Below are 17,093 nucleotides of genomic sequence, written 5' to 3' on the forward strand. Positions count from 1 at the left end.
CTTAGATGTCTTTGAATACTGAATCAATCTGATCTAAGCTCCAAGGAAGGGCGAGAAGTATTACGTAAACGATAAGGTATTGAAGGAAAGACTTTTTAGCGTAGTCAAAATCACCTTTTATAGTGTGTTGAATGGTATCCCATCCTCCTTTGATAATTACGACCCATTTACCAAGGTTAACTAGTTTGCGATATATTCTTAGCCCACCTGCATCAATTCCTGTTCCAGCAGCGTAAAGAGTGGGATCTAAAATACCAGATGCGAAAATAATAATCGTGACTCCAATAATTCGATATGCTATTTTATGGCGTTTTAAGTGTGAGATAATAGTATCTTTTATTTTTGAGACATTGTAATCCTTGTTGATAAACTGGCTAAACGATATAGTTTCAACTCTAGTCATGATGCACCAACTCCTAAAATTTTTATAAAGACAAATACGAACAGGCATAAATGAGAGAATGCTAACATAAAATTAGAAGCAAAGCGTTTCTAATTTACATAGGCATAGTCTACCCTACGGAAAAGAGGGGAAGGGACATCTTATGACAACCCTTCCTGGGTCATAATCAGCCTGCCAATTCATTAGTAGAAGCAATCTCTTTAATCTCTTCATAAAACGAATCTTCAAGGCTCATAAGTCCGACAAACACGCTCCAACCTTCCTCCGTTAACAAGATAGATACTCCACGTTTTTGCAGATCAACCAAAGCATTTAACATATCATTTTTAAACATTATAACCATCTCCTCTTAATGTTTATATTTACTTAAAATGTCCAGCACAGATTTTCTTTCTGTGCTTTTTTGTTGTGGAACAAGTGTTGACACATTTGCCTGAAACCGTGAATTATGAATAGGTTCAACTTGCTCTTTACATATACTTATGGATTTTTCAATATCATGTAGGCGTTTAAGAGACCAGGGAAGACCGGTAATGATTGAGATGATTTTCCCGTTGTGTTCATGATAATTACCTTCAAACAACTCATATGGCATTTGCTTAAAGATTAGATCATGTCGGACATACTCAAGTAACGATTCTTGGCCATCAAAGATAAGCGCAGCCTTTGAGATACGATCTGATTCAATTGGTGCGAATATTGATTGTGACCAAGATGTTCTCACTTTTTCAGCTACGCTTTCAGAAGACAGGGTGAGTCCCTGATTCAGATTGGTGATGTTAGTCTCACTAATTAGGGCAATACCAGGATTGTTAAGGATTGTTATAAGATCTTCTTTATCAAAGTTGCCGTTCTTGGAGTGCTTTTCCGTATAAGAATAGATGGTGTTCAGCATCGATACCGCAGATTTGTTAGTCATATCCAGTAATAAATTTTTACCTATATTAGGGTAGTTATTTCTTGTTTGCTGGTTATCGATGGGGAATACGGCTACATTTAATTGAGACAACTCTTCAAATGCTTTTAATGTATTCACCTGAGCCGAGTATGACTCAGATGTTTCAGGAATAATTGGCATCGCTATGAATGTGGTATCTGGCAATGTATTAATGGTAACTTCGAGAAGAATTGGGCCGATCCCACTACCAGAACCACCGGCTAAAGAGAAGGTAAATACGATGACTTTAGCATTCGCAAAATTGTCTTTAATGAAGTTTAAAGCATCTTCCCACTGATCCTGAAAAAGCTGTATTGCTTCGTTTCTCTTCTTACCAACCCCTTCTGAACCAAGCAAGCGTAATTTGTGTCTGACTGTAACTGAGTCTAAGTCCTTTTGTGAGTAGTTTATAGCTCCCGAGAGGTAGCCCTGTTTGTGGGCTTCTTCAGCAATATTTGAACCCGCCTGACCCAAACCAATCACAGCAAACATTAAGCACCAGCCCTCTCTAATGATTTAGTTACAGCAGCTACTCCATACTCTGTTAGGTACAACAGATTTTGTTTCTTTACATTTATTGTTTCGATTAATTTATTAGCGCACAAACGATTAATGGTTCTACGATATGTTGCTTCAGTAAATGAAACTGTTTTTTGAAGTTCGGAATTGCTAACTGCTTTAAAGCCCGTTGTTGCCTCGGCTTCATGGAGTGCCCCAAGAACATAAACGTCATCGATAGTTAGGCTACTTAGAACGTACTCGAAATATCTTTCCATATGACTAACACCTCCCCAATGATGTTCAAGCATCTTGCACTGTCTTAGATGAGTTTGAAAGACGTTGTTTGATGTTTGATGATATAGCATATTGCGACAGGCTTGACCAATATAACCCAGAAAATTGAAAATTCGTGTATTTATTTTCGAAGATTTGTCCATCCTAGTCATTAAAGGGGTGGATATAGTGGGAGCTTTTGAATTTAAGAAGAGGACTAAATTTGGTAAGTGGATAGATCAGAACCGAATTAGCCAGGAGTGGCTAATTAAGAATATAGGATTAAACAGAAAGACAGTTTACTCGATATGTAATGACACAGAACACAACCCTCAAGAGGTGACGCAGCTTAAGATTGTAAGTAAGCTGAGAAGAGAAGGATACGATGTTTCGGTAAGTGATTTTTGGTAAACAAAAAAACCGACTTCCTATTATAGAGGTCGGTTTTTTTAATGGAAGAAAATGCTTGACTTTATAAAATGAATATAATAATATAAGGTTATAAATTATTCGGAAGGTAAATACATAAATAATGTCGAATAATAGAAGTGAGCCCGAGTTGCTTATTCCTTGTTAAAGGAATTAAAAACGTTGTGGAAGGAGGTCGATACTTATGATTCAAGAGATTTGGGATTACTTTAATAAAGAACAAGTAAGAGCTATTGATGTTGTATTCCTATCGTTGCTAACTTCTTTTTTCTTATGGATTATCAACTTTATATTTAAGAAATTAGTGAAATTAATGTCCCCAAGAATTGGGAAATTAAAGAAAATCATTGAACTGTATTATAAACTTATATTTAAGAATGTTATGAATGGACGCTATCTTGTGGCTTTGGAGAGGAGATTGGCAGCAGGTGGCAAACTAAAGTGGTATGAAACCAAAGCATATAATAAATTTAAAGAAGAGATTAGAACATATAATGAAGAACACAAAGAGGAAATTTCAAAATTGGAAACAAACCTAACTAATCAAGTGAATCACTTAAATAATGAGTTTAAAAATTTTCGTTGAAATTAGCCTTTAATTAAGAAGTAGGAGCATATAGTTATGGGAAGTAATCAAGTATTAAAAGGATTCTTCTTAATTTGTATTCTGGCAGCTCTAATAAATAAATGGTTGCTGCTTGGAGTCTCTGTTGCCGGTTTGATCATTTTCATTATATCCAAAGTAGAGTTGTGGGAAATAATAAGAGCGTACAGAAATAAAAGGAATAGAGAATAAATCGAATCTTTTGTATAGAGGAGACGAATGCTTTATGAGAGACAAAACATATTTATTAACATATCAGAATAATAAAAATTCACTAACGTTTGCTTGGTTTGACACTGAAAGTGAAATGAGCGAGTTCGTAGAGAACGAAGATATTAACGTAATAGAGGCCTTATATGTTAAAGAAGCCGAAGTATTGCTATAAAGATGTGAGTTTTTAGAGAAGGGAGTGTTAAACATGACTAAAAAATTTATCATTAAAGAAGCATGGCTACTAGACGAAAACGGCAATAAGTCACTAAAATTGAAACAGCAACTTGACCCAAACGAAGTGTTTGAAGTTCGTGTAGACCATGAAAGTGTTAGAGGTGGTCCAGGAAAAGTAAGCAATGAAGCAGAACGCATAGAGGATTGAATAAAATATGAGTGGAATTAAGGGCAATAGTTATAACTACATAGAACAAATATTTCATTGAGAATGGGAGATAGTTAAATGGATATTTATAATACATTTAAAGTCGCAATGGAAATTACTGAGTTAGCTAAAAAATACGATTTAGAAGAAACTGGGAACAGTTCACCGGAAGAAATACAATCTCGAAATTTTGCTAAAGAGTTGGATGTTATTCATGACAAGTTGCTATATCTAGGTAAATTCTCTAAGGAGGACGTTTTAGAGAAAGAGGCTGTTAATACTGTAAGTGTTACTGGACTTCCATCATACTCAAAATTGATCGTTTATTATGTTTATGAGGATGAGCAAATGGCACTTGTAGAGGATACTGCCATGAATTTGCATCTTATCCCATTGGAAATTGTGAAGTTTAATGAATAATTGTTTATAAAATTTTCCTTTTATAAAGAAAGAGGGAATTACAGATGAAAAAATCAGAATTAGTTAATTCTTGTAATCAATTAATAAATAAAATTAGAGATCCAAGAGTTGAGATATATGGTGCTGGAGAATTTTTAGAAGGTACAGTAGAAGAATTAATCCCGTATTTGAGTAAAGAAGGATTAATTTTTCTTAGAGATGAGTTGGATAGATTATTAGCAAAAGACTGAATAAAATCTTTCTTTTATGAAGAAATGGAGGAAGAGCAATGAAGATCAATAAAAAATATAATTACTGGGAGTTTTATTATGATGAAGAAATGCCTGATACTACATACCCAACTCCGGAAGATCGCCAGTGTATCGGTTCGATTTGGTCAGATGAGTGGAGCGGACTAGAGTTATTTGAAATTACAGATGAGGAATTGAAGCAACATCTATTACAGGATATAGATAATTGGTATGAGAAAGTTGATAAACGCAAAATCAAATCTGCAATCAAGGAACTTAGACAAATTCAGAAAGAAGTTAGCATTTCAGTATTAACTCAATAAAAGTTTACTTTTACTAAGATAAAGGAGGGTGTGGGAATTGATCGAAGCGAGCCAATGTCAATTAGGAGACATGTACGAAGAAATAGCAACAGGACAGTTATTTATAGTTAAGAATTACGATGAAATCAGAGTTTTTGAAGTTTATGGTCAACCAGGCAACTATACTACAGCCCTTAATGAAAAATACCACCGTAAAGTAAAAACTCATAGTTAAAATCCCTTATAAAATAAGGTATTTTTGAAGAGTAAAACTTGATAAAAGGTTGATTTCATGGAGAATCTGTAATAAAATAAAAATAAGAATAATAAATATAATATACTGGGAGGTGGGCTGTGAGGAAACCAACATATATGCAGCCAAGACACTACAGATACTTCAATAAAAATAGGTTTCATATTGAAGGAGTATCCAGGAAGACTAAGAAGTTTCTTCAGAAAGCAATTTCGGAAGGATATTTGCCCACTGCAGAAGAACTCAGGTGGTCAAATCTTCCTGACTGCCGATGGTGTAACGGAAGTGGTACATATAGAGAGCATCCAAGTGACAGTGGCTACGGGTGCAGCGATTGTGCAGGAACCGGAAAGGTGGGATGGAAATACGCTAAAGATAATCGGAAAATCAGCATAGAGACTGGTAAGACAGTTGTAGAATATTAATAAATCATACATATTAGGAGTGAAGAAAAATGGATAAAGTATATTGGGCAGGTTGCAATTACTGGGTGAATCAAGGGGCTACCGAGTATGAACCAATTGGGACAGCAACATCAATGCATGATTGCGTTGGTTGTGAGAAGACTTTATATTGCACCATGAAGCAAGTATCAGATGTTTGGGAATGGAATGAAGAAATTGCAAAGAACTTAAAACATAAATCCAATGAAATGCACAAGATCAGTAAAACTCAATAAAGGTTCAGAAGGGAGGGAAAAATATGAACGTAGTATATAACCTACATATGCAAGAAGTAAAAGCAATCATCATAAAACATCTCAATGAGACTAAAGGAATTTACATTTCAGAGAAAGACTCGGACATTTTAGTTCTAGACAAAGAAGATAAATTCATTAATGGCGAGATTATTCAAGTGTTTCATGAGATTTAATGAAACCTCACTGAGCATACATAACTTACCTGTAAACAGCATCATTTGCCTTTGATACACTTATCTTAGGTAGGTGATAAAAATGTTCGTTTCCCCGATGCTGTTAGAATACGCAGCAGACAACAAGCCTTTTGATGACGACAACTACATAACCGAACTAAAACTAGACGGTATAAGATTGATCGTTAGCAATATGGATAGAGTAAGACTTTACACTAGACATAACAATGAGATAACGGCCAACTTTCCTGAGTTAGTCGATAATATAGATATCCCCAAAGGAACGATACTAGATGGAGAACTAATCGTATCAGGGCCAGATGGCAAACCCGATTTTGAAGCAGTTATGGAAAGATTTAAGTCTAAGAAAAGTAAGCACAAAGCTACTTTCTGTGCGTTTGACATTATTAAACATAAACATAACGATATCCATAGTTATCCATTGTTGGAGCGCAAGGCAATACTCGAATCTGCCTTTGAACCTAATGGTTTTTACATGAAGTCAAAATACCTAGTGGGTAATGGATCTGCTTACTTTGACTTAGTTAAGCAACAGAATCTTGAAGGTATTGTTCTAAAAAGAGCAGATACAAAATATGAAATCGGCAAACGATCAGACAAATGGCAGAAGGTTATTGCTTACGATATGGGTGAATACTTCATTGCAGGCTATCGTAAAGATGAGTTTGGGTGGCTCCTTTCCGATGGGATCAGAGTACTTGGCGTAATGGAATTAGGTGTACCAACAGAGGAACGTAGAGCGGGATGGAGAGTCTTCCAGCAGCTGAAGACTAAAGAAACAAAAGACATGGTATATCTCCAACCACTTATTAAGTGTGTTGTTAAACATAGAGGATTCACAAAGAACAACATGTTAAGGTTGCCGGTTTTTGAAAAGTTTATTCTATAAGGGAGGTGATCTAACTGGCAAAACCAAGACCAGTAAAATGTCCAGTTTGCGAACAATATGGCGATAGAGAGTTAATGCAGAGAGAAGACAAGCGGTTTTATCACAAAGAAGTTTGTTATAAGAAATACCTGGATGCAAAAGCAGCTACAAAAAGAGAGAATGAAGAATGGGACAAGTTATACCAATACATCATTGCTCTGCATGATTTAGTTGTACTTCCCACAGGAAACATCACAAGACTTAAGGAACTTAGAGCTGGGTACTTAATTAAAAATGGCGAAAAAGTGCGACAATGGAGAACGGGTCCATCGTTTGAATTAATGTATGAAGCTTATCAATTAGCAGAAGAGAGCATTAGATGGTGTATCGCAAATAAGCTTGATGGGTCGAACGATACTAAAGCAATCAATTACGGCATCAGCATTATGATTGATAAGTTGAATGAAGCCAATCAAATTAGGAAAAGCAAGAAGAACCAAGAGCGAGCTCAGAAACAGGTAGCGGCACAAGAATCAAAGAAAGATCAGAGTTTTAAAAATAACTATAATAAAAAGAGTGACGATTTAGACATTAGTGCTTTTCTGTAAGGGGGAATATACATAGATTACTTAAAAGATTTTATTGATCCATCTAAAGTGCATGAATCAATTTTTGTTGGTTACTTATGGAATACTCCAAGTCTATATGAAAAATACAAAGCTCATAAGATTACCAAAGACACATTTACCGAAGGCATCTGGTGGTATTATTTTTATATCGGAAAAGAGATGTATGAAAATGGTGTTCGTTTATTTGATGATGTAACCACATACTCATACCTGACCTCCAAACCACAGGAAACCGGTAAGAAGTCTTACTTCGATTATTACAATCAATACGGAGGCTTTAACACGGTTGAAGAAGTAATTTCTGAGTGCGATGGCGATAAAGGGAATGACGAATATCACTTTAGCGAGATTCAGAAATATGAGTCACTCCGTAATCTACAGAAACAGGGTCTTATTGATACAAATAATCAAAAGTTGGTTAATAGTCTGGTTAAAATGTCGTTAAAACAAATGCAGAGTTTTTATCAATACAAGCATAAAGAATCATTTGCCCACGTAAATAGTGGAGAAGTAATTGAGTACAATCTTATCGATAACCTTGACGAGACCATTGATCAACTTGAAGCAGGTGAAGATGTTGGAATCCCACTATATGAATCACCACGGCTAAACAAGAAAATCAATGGACAGAAATTAGGGAACCTGATGTATTTGGTGTTGCCGTCTGGTGTAGGTAAATCTAGTATTATTACCGAGAAGGCTGTTCTTGGACTTCTAGAAAGTGAAGAGAAGGGAATCGTATTTGCCAATGAGGAAGGTGTTAAAAGGTGGAGAACACGATTACTGGTCACGGTAGCTGCACGCATCCTAAAAAAGCCAGTAGCACGAGACACAGTTAACCGTGGTGGATTTAGTAGCGAAGTTAAGGATACATTGAAAGAGGCTGCTGACTGGCTAAGAACACATCGTCCTGACTTCATTAAATTTATTCAATTAAAGAAGTATAGAATTGAAGACGTTATTAGTCGAATCGAACTGTATAGGCCCCTCGGATACAAACACATTTACTTTGACACATTCAAACCAGATCTAACCCAGAACGTTGAGAGATGGTTGGCCTTCTCTAACTCAGCCCAGGAACTGTATGATTGCATTAAAGAAGAATCGAATAACTGTGCCACAATCGCAACTGTTCAGCTTAAGATTGGCAAAGAATTCAGATACATAGATTTAGACTGTATAGGAAAATCAGCAGAAATTGTTGAAGTGGCTGCTGTGGTCATGGCCGGACGCTTAATATTTTCAGATGAATACGAAGGGGGCAAAAATGAACTTCATCCATATAACTGGGAGAAAGATGAAGGTTTCGGCAAGTGGCATAAGAAGCCATACAAACTAGACCCCGAAAAGAAATATCTCATCTTATTCCTTCCTAAGAATCGCGAGGGCAGTGAGGATGAGCAAATCGTATTTGAAGTGAATTATGACTTTAACATCTGGAAAGAAGTCGCATTGGTTGTCGTACCTAATAATGGACGTTAATTACTCCTGTGGGGGAGCTTAGATGAGTAATGATTTAAAAACAATAAAGGAGCGAATTTTAGACGAGGATAAGGTCGGCTTGCTTCTTGAAGCGATGGATTGTCAGTTTGTTGATAAGAAGAATAATCGATATGAAGCACAGCTGCCCGAGAAATTTAATTCACCAAATAAGCGTTCTGTCCAAGTGTACTTAAACGAGAGCTTATCTAGTAGAATTAGAACGCTCGGAGAGTCAGAATTAGATATATATGGGTTAGTGTCATACATAGTTCATGACCGGTTCTCAGAAGAAGAAAGACAAAATGATTTGTTTCACGCTAAACGATGGATATGTGAAACGCTTGGCTACAACGACTATGCCAACAATTCATTTGTTAAGAATCCTGCAGCTGATCAACTTAAATGGCTTAAGGAAGTGAAGAAACGACGAAAAAGAAAGCGTGACTTATCAAATCTGGAAAACCAGGTGTATGATGAAGATATACTGGACCAGTATGTGATGCTTCCTCATCAGATTTACATTGATGAAGGAGTTTCTTATGAGACTCAATTAGAGTTTCAGGTGGGTTACGACGTTAAAAGCCAGCGCATTATTTTTCCCATTCATAATCGCTTTGGAGAGATCGTTTCAATTAAGGGTAGGACTATTTATGAAGACTATGAGAAGCGAGACATTTATAAGTTCATTTACCTGTACAACTTTAATAAGATGATTGAGCTTTTTAATTGGCATAGGGCATTATATTACATTCTTGAGAAAAAAGAAGTCATCATTTTTGAAGGCGAGAAAACTTCTATGCTCGCTACTCAGTGGGGGTTTAGGAATTGTGTGTCAATAAGTGGTGACGACCTAAGTGAATGGCAAGTAAACATGATCAAAGAGCTTGGAAGTGAAGTTCAGATTGTTATAGCCATGGATAAGGACAAGTCAATTGAGGCAGTAAGGAAGCAAGCTGCTAAGTTTGGGAAGACCAGGATGGTCTATGCGTTGTGGGACAATGCAGAACTGTTTTTAGACCGAGATAGTCCTACAGATCGAGGAGAAGAGACGTTTAAAACCCTTTATAATCAATGTAAATTTAAGGTGTCAGTTTGAATGAAATCTAGTTTTTATCAAGACAAGAAATAAATAGAAACAAGCTATTGACAGATTTTAATAAAATAAATATAATGATAATACGAATTAAGAAAGGATTGATGACACTTGTCTAATCCGAGCATTGAAGACCTAATAGAAACGAAAGAAGAAGGTGAAGCGAAGTACGTAAGGGTCGATAAGGTATTATTCAAATGTTTCCTGACCGAAGGGAAGATATATCCCCTACATCGTAATTATAACGTTAATCCAGATGTCTTTACTAACGGCGAGACTTATGTAGTTGATGATCAAGGCCGAAATAATTACTCATTGTTCATGTTATGTAAGAGCACATTATTAAAATAAACATAATAATACATATTGAATCAGAGGTCATGAAAATAATTCAGATGCTACAAGTGACCTCTAATTCGAAAGGAGTTATGAAGTGAAGAAGAAATTAGCAATAATTTTGTTGTTGGTTGGTTTAACTACCGCATTGACGGCATGTGATTGGAATACGATTCCAAGAAATAATCAAAAGATTGTGGATGGGAATAGATTCACTGTCAATGGAGGAAGAGTAGACGACATTCAGATCCTAACAGATAGAGAAACTGGTTGTAGATACATAATTTATTACAAGAACGTTGAAGGGTTAGCTCCATTGTACGGTAAAGACGGGCAAGTTGTTGGATGCGGAGAGCCACTGGTTGATGAGGATCGATTGAAGTAAAAGTCGGTTTTTTTAAAAGGAGAAATAGAAAATGGAAGAACAGAGTTGGCCAAAGTTAGTTGGAGATAGAGTTAGAATTAAACTAAGGCAGCGATATACAGCTAATGAAATTAGAGAATTTGGGTGTCACCCCAATGTTGATGGAAAGACGGGAACCGTATTGGGTGTTGAAGATTATTGGGATGGAACGAAGTCATACACGATTAAATTAGACGAAGTAATGTATCCACACACATTACATAAAAACACGGAATTTGAAGAGCCGTTCGACATTTACATTGAAACATCTGATGCAATTGAGTTGATCTAATATGGCACAAGTATCTTGAATCAGTGATGTAGAGCACTACGAAAGAAGATTTCATTAAAAAAAGGAGACGTAATCGATAGATGAGTTATGCTAATAAACAATTAGAAAATGTAAAAACAATCAAAGAAGAGGCAGACTATGTATTTGAAGAAATCAACTCGAACATCTTCACGGTTATAAAAGATAGAGGATGGTTTGCCGGATATGAATATGCATCTGCCGATGAAGTCTTGAAGTTTTTAAACTCTGATAGAAAAATCATCATTCTTAATAGAGGATGCACTACAATTCTACATAAAAATTTCTGATAAAAACATACTTTCATTGAGAAGAGGAGGTTTTAAGTGAAAGACATTAGGGAATTTAATCATAGAATTGAATTAGCAGTTAACCGACTCAATAAGCAGCGAGAATTCTTAAAAAGAGCAACAGATAAACCTGAAATTTTATTTGATAAAGCATCAACCATGTTTACCCGAAAAGACGACATCTTCTCAATAATGAACGTATACGAAGATGGACAGCGAAAAATGAATGTTCACGATCTTCAAGCATTCTTATGCTCAATTATAAACAACTTCTTTAGATCAGAACTAAAAGACGAGCGAATCACAATTAAAGTACGTGATCGGTTACGATATCCTTCAATATTCGCTGTTTATTATGATGATAATGAATTCCTGCAATTTGATATTTTTGAGAGATATTACGGTAAACGAATGATGAAGACTGTAGAAGAAATTGAAGAGCACTATAAAAGACAAGCAGATCAAAAACATAAGGAATTAGAAATAGTAAAAGAGAAAATTTCCGACATGCTTGCAGCAAAAGATAATCCTATCAAGTACATAATTAATTATCATAAGAATAGAAAAACAAAAATCTATAAGAAGTGGTTCTATGGTTCAAAAGAACTTGTTCTCTACGTTTTCCAGTGGGGTAAGATGTCCAAGTTGGTTGGTAAAGCTCTCGACAAATACGCTCAACAACTTGAAGAAATTGAAGCCAGATATAAAAAATACGATAATTTAGAATTCGACCTGAAGAATCTACGAATTAAGGAAGACCTTATTTCTAAAGTGGAACCAATTTTCATCAAATATAACTATAGACTTGAAACAGAAAATCACAAACTTTATTAGACAAATTGCACCAATATATCCTAACAAAAAAAGGAGAATTGCTGTGACAAACACTAAGAAAGAAGTAAAGATCAAAATAGTGCATAAGGAAACAGGATTTGAAAATAAAAATATTACTAAACACTTCGACTACTTACTCTTAACTGGACAGGATCTTTATTTGCCTAAGCAATATAAAATTACATTTGAATAATTTAGGGGGTGATCATTATAGGTTGGAAGCTCAAGCAGCCCAAGATACCATATAGTGATAATGATATTCTGTATGGAAAACTAGCTAAGATTAATGGAATTGAAAACATTGACCAATTTCTAAATCCATTGAGTAATGTAGTACATAGCCCTTACTTACTGAAGAATGTAGATGCACTATCGGAGAGAATCATTCGAGCTATTAAGAATGGCGAAAAAATCGTTATCTTTGGGGATTGTGATTTCGACGGATTAGTTTCAGGTATTACACTTTACAAATACTTACTCAATTTTACTGACAACATTGAACTCAAATATGTTGAGCGCTCTTCTGGTCATGGAACTGCAAATATTATTACTGAGGTTCCAAGGGATACGAACTTATACATAGCTGTTGATAGCAGTAGTAACGATGTAGAGGAAATGAAGCTTCTACAATCCAAAGGTATTGATTGTTTAATAATTGATCACCACTCGATAACCAATCCTAATCCATATGCTCTTATTGTTAACCCTCAGCAAGAGGGATGTTCTTACCCAAATAAACATGCTTCGGGTGGATTGTTAGTGTGGAAAGTGTGTTCAGTACTTGATGATTATATGGACACTGATTTTGCAAGAAAATACTCTGATGTTGCCGGTTTCTCCTTGGCAGCAGATATGATGTCCATGCGAGAACTTGAAAACAGATATTACCTTAAAAATGCACTCAAGTTTGTGAAACACCCAGGACTTAAAGCGTTATTTAAAGAAATGAACTTTGATACTGGCAATCTATATGCTAATGATTTTGTTTATGGAGTTTCACCTGCGGTAACTGCAGCAACACGAGCTGATAAGATTGGCGTAGCAATTGACTTTCTAATGTGCGACGAAGAGTCACCAAAACTACCAGGTTTGGTTAAAGAATTAGTTAAGTTGAACGAAGAGCGAAAAGTAATTCAAGCAGAAGCATTAGAAAGACTAAAACCGTCAATCGATCCAAATGACAAGGTGATTATTGTTTATGATTCATCCATAGGGAAGGGATATAATGGCTTGGTAGCACAAGAAATTTCAAAGAAGTACAGCAGACCGGCTATTGTTCTTGGTGATGGAGATGAAGAAGGAATATATTCTGGCAGTTTTAGAGGGTTAGAGAGCTTTCCACTGCTAGACATTCTTTCAGAGTGTAAATTTATTACATTCGCAGTTGGTCATCCCGGAGCAGGGGGTACAGGAGTAAAGATTGAAAACTTAGGAGAGCTGAGAAATGAGTTAAACAATAAATTAGGTAATGTGGAATTCGATGAAACTCAATATTATGATTTAGAATTCCATGTTGATGAGATTGATGAAAGATTTATTAAATACATAGCAGAGTTTTATCGTGTATCGGGTATGGGATTCAAAGAAGGAAAGTTTCTTGTCAAAGGATTATTTGTAGAAGACAAAAAGCCATTGGGTAAGACTAAAAACACTGTAATGATTGACTGTGGGAACTTGAAGCTGATGAAATTTAAAACGGATAAGGAATTCTACGATAAAGTACCTGTATTTTCGGAAATAGAGGCAATTGGATCGTTGAACGTAAATGAGTTTTGGCGATACAACAAAGCAAAAAGAAGAAGAGAACTTGAAAAGACTAATCAGTTATTCATTGATGACTACAGAGTTGTTAATTAAATAAACATAAATGGAGGAATTTTAAATGAAAAATCATCATCAAGTCCTTAAGTCTAATGAGGGTCGAGTCACAACTCGAATCACAGAGCGGTGAAGGACATGAGAATCAAATTTACCAAACATGCTTTACAAAGGTGTTCCGAAAGTAACATACGTTGGCAACGTCTTTACAGGGAAATCAGAGATCTTCCGCTTACGGGTAAATGTAGATGGGTTACCAAATACGGAGTTTTGATACTGGAACAAGTTAATAGCAGCCTGATTATTGTTAAGACGTTCATTGCTAAGTACAAGTACAAGGGCAAACAGTTTCATAAAGGATGCAACACTTTTTAATACATAGATTTGAATGAAATTGAGTTTTTATCAAGAAAGGGGAGAGCGGATTGTATTTATCCGAAAAGAAAGAAAAAATTTATGTTATTGGTGTTAAAGATAAAGGCTACATCGATCAAGAGGGATATCTTATCCAAGATGTTTTTAATGCTAAAAGCTACCTGGATCTCGATAGCGCTAGAGAAAAAGCAGTTTTGTTTGCCGAGTTAGGAGATTTATATATCAGAATACTAATTGTCGATAACGCTGGAGTTGCGAACCTAAAATGAAAGAACTGTTTTATCAAAAATGAAGGGTGGAATTTTTAAATGACGGAAGGTAAAGTGTTGGCTGTTGCTAAGAAGCCATTATTGTCACGAAAAGTAGCACATGAAAACGATTATGAAACGGCAGTTAGCCAGTGGGAACTACAAGATCTTTTTTTGTTGCATGGCGGTTCACCAACAATTGATGGCGTGGTAACCATAGACACAACCCAAGTAGCCAGACAATTTCCTAGATATAAACTACTATATCCAGATGGATTCGTAGATTACGCCAGGATTGACTCATTCAGTAAATGGTATGACATGGTTATCAGATAAAATACAAGCTTTATTAAGAAATGGAGGAGTCAATATCATTAGAATGATGCACATCACTATTGAAGAAGTTGTAGAAATAAAAGATCCTTTGAAACCCTGGATGAAAGGTAACGATGCGGCACAAAAAACAACCGTTTACGCTGAAGTTGATGCAAATAATGAAGTTTCCGAATTGATTGTTTTGGATAGAGAGATATTTTCTGAAGATAAAAATGTAACAACTGGAGTATCCGAGAAAGAGAGCAGTCTTATAAAGAAGATCATACAGGATTATGTCAAAATGAAATAATGTTTTTATGCAAATATACATAGCGAAGGAGTAATTTGATAAATGATTTTTTGGACACTGGTATTTTTTGTAATTAGCCTATACGGATTGATTAGAGGTTCAATTTTCTTTGATGCGACTAAGAGAATTAAATTGCTTAGTATTGATAAAGCACAGGGGAAAATTGATGCCGATACTCTAGGCAAGGAATTTGTAAAAGATGGTTGCCTTCAATAGATCATTGCAGTAATTTTAGCAGTTGCAGAGTTGATTTATTTGGTGAACGCCTTTCACTATGATACATATAAGATTCCAACCCTGTTAGCCGTTCTTTTCTTCGTCATGGCATTCATTACAGCTTCATTCAAGAAGAGCATCAATAAGATGGATGCGAATGAATTAGTCGTTGAAAAGGCTAAAGTTCAAAGTTCTAAAAAGATTTCTTTCAGTAGTGTTATTAGAAGTCTAGTTTGGACGATTTATTTCGGATATATGTTTTATGTCCTGGTGTTTTAAAATACATATTCAACAAGAAAAATATTATTTTAAAGAGGAGAACATAAATGAGAACACCAACAAAGGATGAAATTGCTCAGGTAGTGGCGGAGATAGCTTTCGGTATTGGTTCTATTACACTGACTGACTTCCAACGGTATGCTGTTCAATTGTTTATAGAAGAACTTGTACTCACGGAAGATATTGAATCTTATACAAAAACAGAATTGTATTCGTATGTACTAAATTATTTACGATAAAAGATATATTTTATTAAGGAAAAGGACTGAGAAATTATATTAACAAGAATTCGAATTTTCCTAAGATTAACTAACTTATTATTTCAGACTGCGGTGTTGAGTAAGAACTTTGGAGTCTTTTATAAGAGTTGCGGCTTTTGTAAAGGAGTAATGCATCAAAGAATTAATTATACCGAAAATCTTGAAACAGGCAGTTATGAAGCGAAGTTTAGATGTAATAAGTGTGGAGCAATAGGGGCAACGCTAGAGCAATGGAATAAGTAAATAAAAGAATAGATTAGAAAAGGAGTTATGAATATGGGTATTCTTGATCAAATGAAAGAAACGTTTAGACTTTTGACACAAGCAAAAGACGATTTACAGGAGTGGCTTGATGCAATTGAAGGAGACATGAGTTTCAATGCTGACGCAATCGAAGAAACTAAGTCACTAATTTTAGAAATTGAATCTTTTCTTCACGAAGTAGGTGCTTAATGGATAAATACGCAGCCATCGACAAGTATGAAGCTCGAATAAATGATCTAGAAGAAAAGAGAAAATCAACTTTATCGACCCTCGAAGATAAGGATGTAGCTAAGCACTCTAAAGTTGTACTTAAGGATGTAGCAGATATTGATGTAGAAATTGCAATATACGTTGATGTTATCGAGACTATCAGTTCATTAGAAATTTAAGATTGTATGTCATAATGGAAGGTTGAGGTAAAAGTGGATCTCGAAAAACAGCTATTTGATAGAGTAGTTAAGTTCATGATTGATAACGGAATTAAATGTGACGAATATGTTGCTCAAAGTGACCACGTAATAGAAAACGCATATGAATTTATTGAGGATTTATTTAATATCGTTGAGCCTCGATTACCAGCATCGTTTTTGTATGCGGATGTGTAATTTAAATGAAAGGAGGTGTTAAGCTGAGTCGCAAACTTAAAAAGAAAAGTGCGTTCAGAGTTCAAGATCTATGGGAAATTGAAAAAATGGCCCTATACGCCATTGCACGTACTGAGAAATACATAGAAGCTGAACCGAATCCCAGATTGAGGAGCATGGCCAAGGGAAGTATTGAACATTACAAAGAGATTATTATGAAGTGTTATTGGCAGCAAGGTAAAAAAGCAGCAGATAGCTGGAATAAGTATTTGCCTGATTTAAATAGCCAGGATAGAGAAAGGAATGATGAAAAATAAAAACTAACATATTTATTCCTA

At 35.4% G+C, this 17,093-nt stretch carries 32 protein-coding genes; 28 read left to right on the plus strand and 4 right to left on the minus strand.

What is annotated here, in order from left to right; all coding sequences use genetic code 11:
• Position 1: 1 nt before the first annotated feature.
• The 4 genes from CJP46_RS02825 to CJP46_RS02835 all read right to left on the minus strand — a co-directional run bounded on the left by CJP46_RS02825 (position 2) and on the right by CJP46_RS02835 (position 2,116).
• Complete coding sequence (locus tag CJP46_RS02825) at positions 2–403, minus strand: hypothetical protein (RefSeq protein ID WP_094594078.1); 402 nt, start codon at positions 401–403, stop codon at positions 2–4.
• 166 nt (positions 404–569) lie between these two features.
• Entirely contained in the window at positions 570–737 is a 168-nt protein-coding gene (locus tag CJP46_RS36410; RefSeq protein WP_179281001.1) for a hypothetical protein, read from the minus strand.
• Between the two features lie 15 nt (positions 738–752).
• Positions 753–1,832 (minus strand): FtsZ/tubulin family protein, encoded by a 1,080-nt coding sequence (locus tag CJP46_RS02830; RefSeq protein ID WP_094594079.1) that lies wholly within the window; start codon positions 1,830–1,832, stop codon positions 753–755.
• A complete protein-coding gene (locus tag CJP46_RS02835) occupies positions 1,832–2,116 on the minus strand; it encodes a hypothetical protein (RefSeq protein ID WP_094594080.1) in 285 nt (94 codons plus the stop codon). Before CJP46_RS02835 ends, CJP46_RS02830 begins: the two co-directional genes overlap by 1 nt.
• Before the next feature lie 611 nt (positions 2,117–2,727).
• On the opposite strand from CJP46_RS02835, the gene CJP46_RS02845 reads away from it, so the two are divergent.
• The 28 genes from CJP46_RS02845 (at position 2,728) to CJP46_RS02950 (ending at position 17,072) form a co-directional block, all read left to right on the plus strand.
• Positions 2,728–3,129 (plus strand): hypothetical protein, encoded by a 402-nt coding sequence (locus CJP46_RS02845; protein WP_094594082.1) that lies wholly within the window; start codon positions 2,728–2,730, stop codon positions 3,127–3,129.
• Positions 3,130–3,165: 36 nt separating this feature from the next.
• Positions 3,166–3,339, plus strand: a complete 174-nt coding sequence (locus CJP46_RS36415) for a hypothetical protein (protein WP_179281002.1) — start codon at positions 3,166–3,168, stop codon at positions 3,337–3,339.
• A gap of 34 nt (positions 3,340–3,373) precedes the next feature.
• Positions 3,374–3,532, plus strand: a complete 159-nt coding sequence (locus CJP46_RS36420; protein WP_179281003.1) for a hypothetical protein — start codon at positions 3,374–3,376, stop codon at positions 3,530–3,532.
• Between the two features lie 33 nt (positions 3,533–3,565).
• A complete protein-coding gene (locus CJP46_RS36425; protein WP_179281004.1) occupies positions 3,566–3,742 on the plus strand; it encodes a hypothetical protein in 177 nt (58 codons plus the stop codon).
• Positions 3,743–3,820: 78 nt separating this feature from the next.
• Positions 3,821–4,162, plus strand: a complete 342-nt coding sequence (locus tag CJP46_RS02850; RefSeq protein ID WP_094594083.1) for a hypothetical protein — start codon at positions 3,821–3,823, stop codon at positions 4,160–4,162.
• 44 nt (positions 4,163–4,206) lie between these two features.
• Complete coding sequence (locus CJP46_RS02855; protein ID WP_094594084.1) at positions 4,207–4,392, plus strand: hypothetical protein; 186 nt, start codon at positions 4,207–4,209, stop codon at positions 4,390–4,392.
• A gap of 38 nt (positions 4,393–4,430) precedes the next feature.
• Positions 4,431–4,715, plus strand: coding sequence for a hypothetical protein (locus tag CJP46_RS02860; RefSeq protein ID WP_094594085.1), 285 nt, complete (start codon positions 4,431–4,433; stop codon positions 4,713–4,715).
• Between the two features lie 37 nt (positions 4,716–4,752).
• Positions 4,753–4,929 (plus strand): hypothetical protein, encoded by a 177-nt coding sequence (locus CJP46_RS36430; protein ID WP_179281005.1) that lies wholly within the window; start codon positions 4,753–4,755, stop codon positions 4,927–4,929.
• A gap of 119 nt (positions 4,930–5,048) precedes the next feature.
• Positions 5,049–5,372 (plus strand): hypothetical protein, encoded by a 324-nt coding sequence (locus CJP46_RS36070; RefSeq protein ID WP_143812912.1) that lies wholly within the window; start codon positions 5,049–5,051, stop codon positions 5,370–5,372.
• A gap of 29 nt (positions 5,373–5,401) precedes the next feature.
• Positions 5,402–5,626, plus strand: a complete 225-nt coding sequence (locus tag CJP46_RS02865; RefSeq protein ID WP_094594086.1) for a hypothetical protein — start codon at positions 5,402–5,404, stop codon at positions 5,624–5,626.
• A 23-nt stretch (positions 5,627–5,649) separates the two neighbouring features.
• Entirely contained in the window at positions 5,650–5,820 is a 171-nt protein-coding gene (locus CJP46_RS36435) for a hypothetical protein (protein ID WP_179281006.1), read from the plus strand.
• A gap of 82 nt (positions 5,821–5,902) precedes the next feature.
• Positions 5,903–6,730, plus strand: coding sequence for an ATP-dependent DNA ligase (locus tag CJP46_RS02870; protein WP_094594087.1), 828 nt, complete (start codon positions 5,903–5,905; stop codon positions 6,728–6,730).
• A 74-nt stretch (positions 6,731–6,804) separates the two neighbouring features.
• On the plus strand, positions 6,805–7,317 hold the full coding sequence (locus CJP46_RS02875; RefSeq protein WP_094594088.1) for a hypothetical protein: 513 nt from the start codon (positions 6,805–6,807) through the stop codon (positions 7,315–7,317).
• 48 nt (positions 7,318–7,365) lie between these two features.
• A complete protein-coding gene (locus CJP46_RS02880; protein ID WP_256992157.1) occupies positions 7,366–8,820 on the plus strand; it encodes a replication protein in 1,455 nt (484 codons plus the stop codon).
• Between the two features lie 22 nt (positions 8,821–8,842).
• The gene (locus CJP46_RS02885) at positions 8,843–9,916 is read left to right on the plus strand and encodes a DNA primase (protein WP_094594090.1); all 1,074 of its coding nucleotides are present in this window, start codon (positions 8,843–8,845) and stop codon (positions 9,914–9,916) included.
• Between the two features lie 430 nt (positions 9,917–10,346).
• Positions 10,347–10,634, plus strand: coding sequence for a DUF6440 family protein (locus tag CJP46_RS02890; RefSeq protein WP_094594091.1), 288 nt, complete (start codon positions 10,347–10,349; stop codon positions 10,632–10,634).
• A 31-nt stretch (positions 10,635–10,665) separates the two neighbouring features.
• The gene (locus CJP46_RS02895) at positions 10,666–10,944 is read left to right on the plus strand and encodes a hypothetical protein (protein ID WP_094594092.1); all 279 of its coding nucleotides are present in this window, start codon (positions 10,666–10,668) and stop codon (positions 10,942–10,944) included.
• Positions 10,945–11,024: 80 nt separating this feature from the next.
• Positions 11,025–11,252 carry a hypothetical protein gene (locus tag CJP46_RS02900; RefSeq protein WP_094594093.1) on the plus strand — a complete coding sequence of 76 codons (228 nt, stop codon included), beginning with the start codon at positions 11,025–11,027 and terminating at the stop codon, positions 11,250–11,252.
• 36 nt (positions 11,253–11,288) lie between these two features.
• Positions 11,289–12,086, plus strand: a complete 798-nt coding sequence (locus tag CJP46_RS02905; RefSeq protein ID WP_094594094.1) for a hypothetical protein — start codon at positions 11,289–11,291, stop codon at positions 12,084–12,086.
• Between the two features lie 201 nt (positions 12,087–12,287).
• The gene (locus tag CJP46_RS02910) at positions 12,288–13,943 is read left to right on the plus strand and encodes a DHH family phosphoesterase (protein ID WP_094594095.1); all 1,656 of its coding nucleotides are present in this window, start codon (positions 12,288–12,290) and stop codon (positions 13,941–13,943) included.
• Positions 13,944–14,329: 386 nt separating this feature from the next.
• The gene (locus CJP46_RS02915; RefSeq protein ID WP_094594096.1) at positions 14,330–14,548 is read left to right on the plus strand and encodes a hypothetical protein; all 219 of its coding nucleotides are present in this window, start codon (positions 14,330–14,332) and stop codon (positions 14,546–14,548) included.
• Positions 14,549–14,587: 39 nt separating this feature from the next.
• Positions 14,588–14,863, plus strand: a complete 276-nt coding sequence (locus CJP46_RS02920; protein ID WP_094594097.1) for a hypothetical protein — start codon at positions 14,588–14,590, stop codon at positions 14,861–14,863.
• Positions 14,864–14,906: 43 nt separating this feature from the next.
• Entirely contained in the window at positions 14,907–15,152 is a 246-nt protein-coding gene (locus CJP46_RS02925; protein WP_094594098.1) for a hypothetical protein, read from the plus strand.
• A 42-nt stretch (positions 15,153–15,194) separates the two neighbouring features.
• Positions 15,195–15,368, plus strand: coding sequence for a hypothetical protein (locus CJP46_RS36440; RefSeq protein WP_179281007.1), 174 nt, complete (start codon positions 15,195–15,197; stop codon positions 15,366–15,368).
• Positions 15,369–15,694: 326 nt separating this feature from the next.
• On the plus strand, positions 15,695–15,886 hold the full coding sequence (locus CJP46_RS02935; protein ID WP_094594100.1) for a hypothetical protein: 192 nt from the start codon (positions 15,695–15,697) through the stop codon (positions 15,884–15,886).
• Between the two features lie 297 nt (positions 15,887–16,183).
• Entirely contained in the window at positions 16,184–16,360 is a 177-nt protein-coding gene (locus CJP46_RS36445; protein WP_179281008.1) for a hypothetical protein, read from the plus strand.
• Positions 16,360–16,560 (plus strand): hypothetical protein, encoded by a 201-nt coding sequence (locus CJP46_RS02940; RefSeq protein ID WP_094594101.1) that lies wholly within the window; start codon positions 16,360–16,362, stop codon positions 16,558–16,560. The genes CJP46_RS36445 and CJP46_RS02940 overlap by 1 nt, the downstream gene beginning before the upstream one ends.
• 221 nt (positions 16,561–16,781) lie before the next feature.
• Positions 16,782–17,072 (plus strand): hypothetical protein, encoded by a 291-nt coding sequence (locus CJP46_RS02950; RefSeq protein ID WP_094594103.1) that lies wholly within the window; start codon positions 16,782–16,784, stop codon positions 17,070–17,072.
• The last annotated feature ends 21 nt before the right edge of the window (positions 17,073–17,093 follow it).

The sequence above is a fragment of the Paenibacillus sp. XY044 genome, from assembly GCF_002257645.1.
Taxonomy (GTDB): domain Bacteria; phylum Bacillota; class Bacilli; order Paenibacillales; family Paenibacillaceae; genus Paenibacillus_AQ.

Coding starts and splice junctions, on each gene's coding strand:
- CJP46_RS02825 (WP_094594078.1), bottom strand. CDS start 403: ATGACTAGAGTTGAAACTATATCGTTTAGCCAGTTTATCAACAAGGAT.
- CJP46_RS36410 (WP_179281001.1), bottom strand. CDS start 737: ATGTTTAAAAATGATATGTTAAATGCTTTGGTTGATCTGCAAAAACGT.
- CJP46_RS02830 (WP_094594079.1), bottom strand. CDS start 1,832: ATGTTTGCTGTGATTGGTTTGGGTCAGGCGGGTTCAAATATTGCTGAA.
- CJP46_RS02835 (WP_094594080.1), bottom strand. CDS start 2,116: ATGGAAAGATATTTCGAGTACGTTCTAAGTAGCCTAACTATCGATGAC.
- CJP46_RS02845 (WP_094594082.1), top strand. CDS start 2,728: ATGATTCAAGAGATTTGGGATTACTTTAATAAAGAACAAGTAAGAGCT.
- CJP46_RS36415 (WP_179281002.1), top strand. CDS start 3,166: ATGGGAAGTAATCAAGTATTAAAAGGATTCTTCTTAATTTGTATTCTG.
- CJP46_RS36420 (WP_179281003.1), top strand. CDS start 3,374: ATGAGAGACAAAACATATTTATTAACATATCAGAATAATAAAAATTCA.
- CJP46_RS36425 (WP_179281004.1), top strand. CDS start 3,566: ATGACTAAAAAATTTATCATTAAAGAAGCATGGCTACTAGACGAAAAC.
- CJP46_RS02850 (WP_094594083.1), top strand. CDS start 3,821: ATGGATATTTATAATACATTTAAAGTCGCAATGGAAATTACTGAGTTA.
- CJP46_RS02855 (WP_094594084.1), top strand. CDS start 4,207: ATGAAAAAATCAGAATTAGTTAATTCTTGTAATCAATTAATAAATAAA.
- CJP46_RS02860 (WP_094594085.1), top strand. CDS start 4,431: ATGAAGATCAATAAAAAATATAATTACTGGGAGTTTTATTATGATGAA.
- CJP46_RS02865 (WP_094594086.1), top strand. CDS start 5,402: ATGGATAAAGTATATTGGGCAGGTTGCAATTACTGGGTGAATCAAGGG.
- CJP46_RS36435 (WP_179281006.1), top strand. CDS start 5,650: ATGAACGTAGTATATAACCTACATATGCAAGAAGTAAAAGCAATCATC.
- CJP46_RS02870 (WP_094594087.1), top strand. CDS start 5,903: ATGTTCGTTTCCCCGATGCTGTTAGAATACGCAGCAGACAACAAGCCT.
- CJP46_RS02875 (WP_094594088.1), top strand. CDS start 6,805: ATGCAGAGAGAAGACAAGCGGTTTTATCACAAAGAAGTTTGTTATAAG.
- CJP46_RS02885 (WP_094594090.1), top strand. CDS start 8,843: ATGAGTAATGATTTAAAAACAATAAAGGAGCGAATTTTAGACGAGGAT.
- CJP46_RS02895 (WP_094594092.1), top strand. CDS start 10,666: ATGGAAGAACAGAGTTGGCCAAAGTTAGTTGGAGATAGAGTTAGAATT.
- CJP46_RS02900 (WP_094594093.1), top strand. CDS start 11,025: ATGAGTTATGCTAATAAACAATTAGAAAATGTAAAAACAATCAAAGAA.
- CJP46_RS02920 (WP_094594097.1), top strand. CDS start 14,588: ATGACGGAAGGTAAAGTGTTGGCTGTTGCTAAGAAGCCATTATTGTCA.
- CJP46_RS02925 (WP_094594098.1), top strand. CDS start 14,907: ATGATGCACATCACTATTGAAGAAGTTGTAGAAATAAAAGATCCTTTG.
- CJP46_RS36440 (WP_179281007.1), top strand. CDS start 15,195: ATGATTTTTTGGACACTGGTATTTTTTGTAATTAGCCTATACGGATTG.
- CJP46_RS02935 (WP_094594100.1), top strand. CDS start 15,695: ATGAGAACACCAACAAAGGATGAAATTGCTCAGGTAGTGGCGGAGATA.
- CJP46_RS36445 (WP_179281008.1), top strand. CDS start 16,184: ATGGGTATTCTTGATCAAATGAAAGAAACGTTTAGACTTTTGACACAA.
- CJP46_RS02940 (WP_094594101.1), top strand. CDS start 16,360: ATGGATAAATACGCAGCCATCGACAAGTATGAAGCTCGAATAAATGAT.
- CJP46_RS02950 (WP_094594103.1), top strand. CDS start 16,782: ATGAAAGGAGGTGTTAAGCTGAGTCGCAAACTTAAAAAGAAAAGTGCG.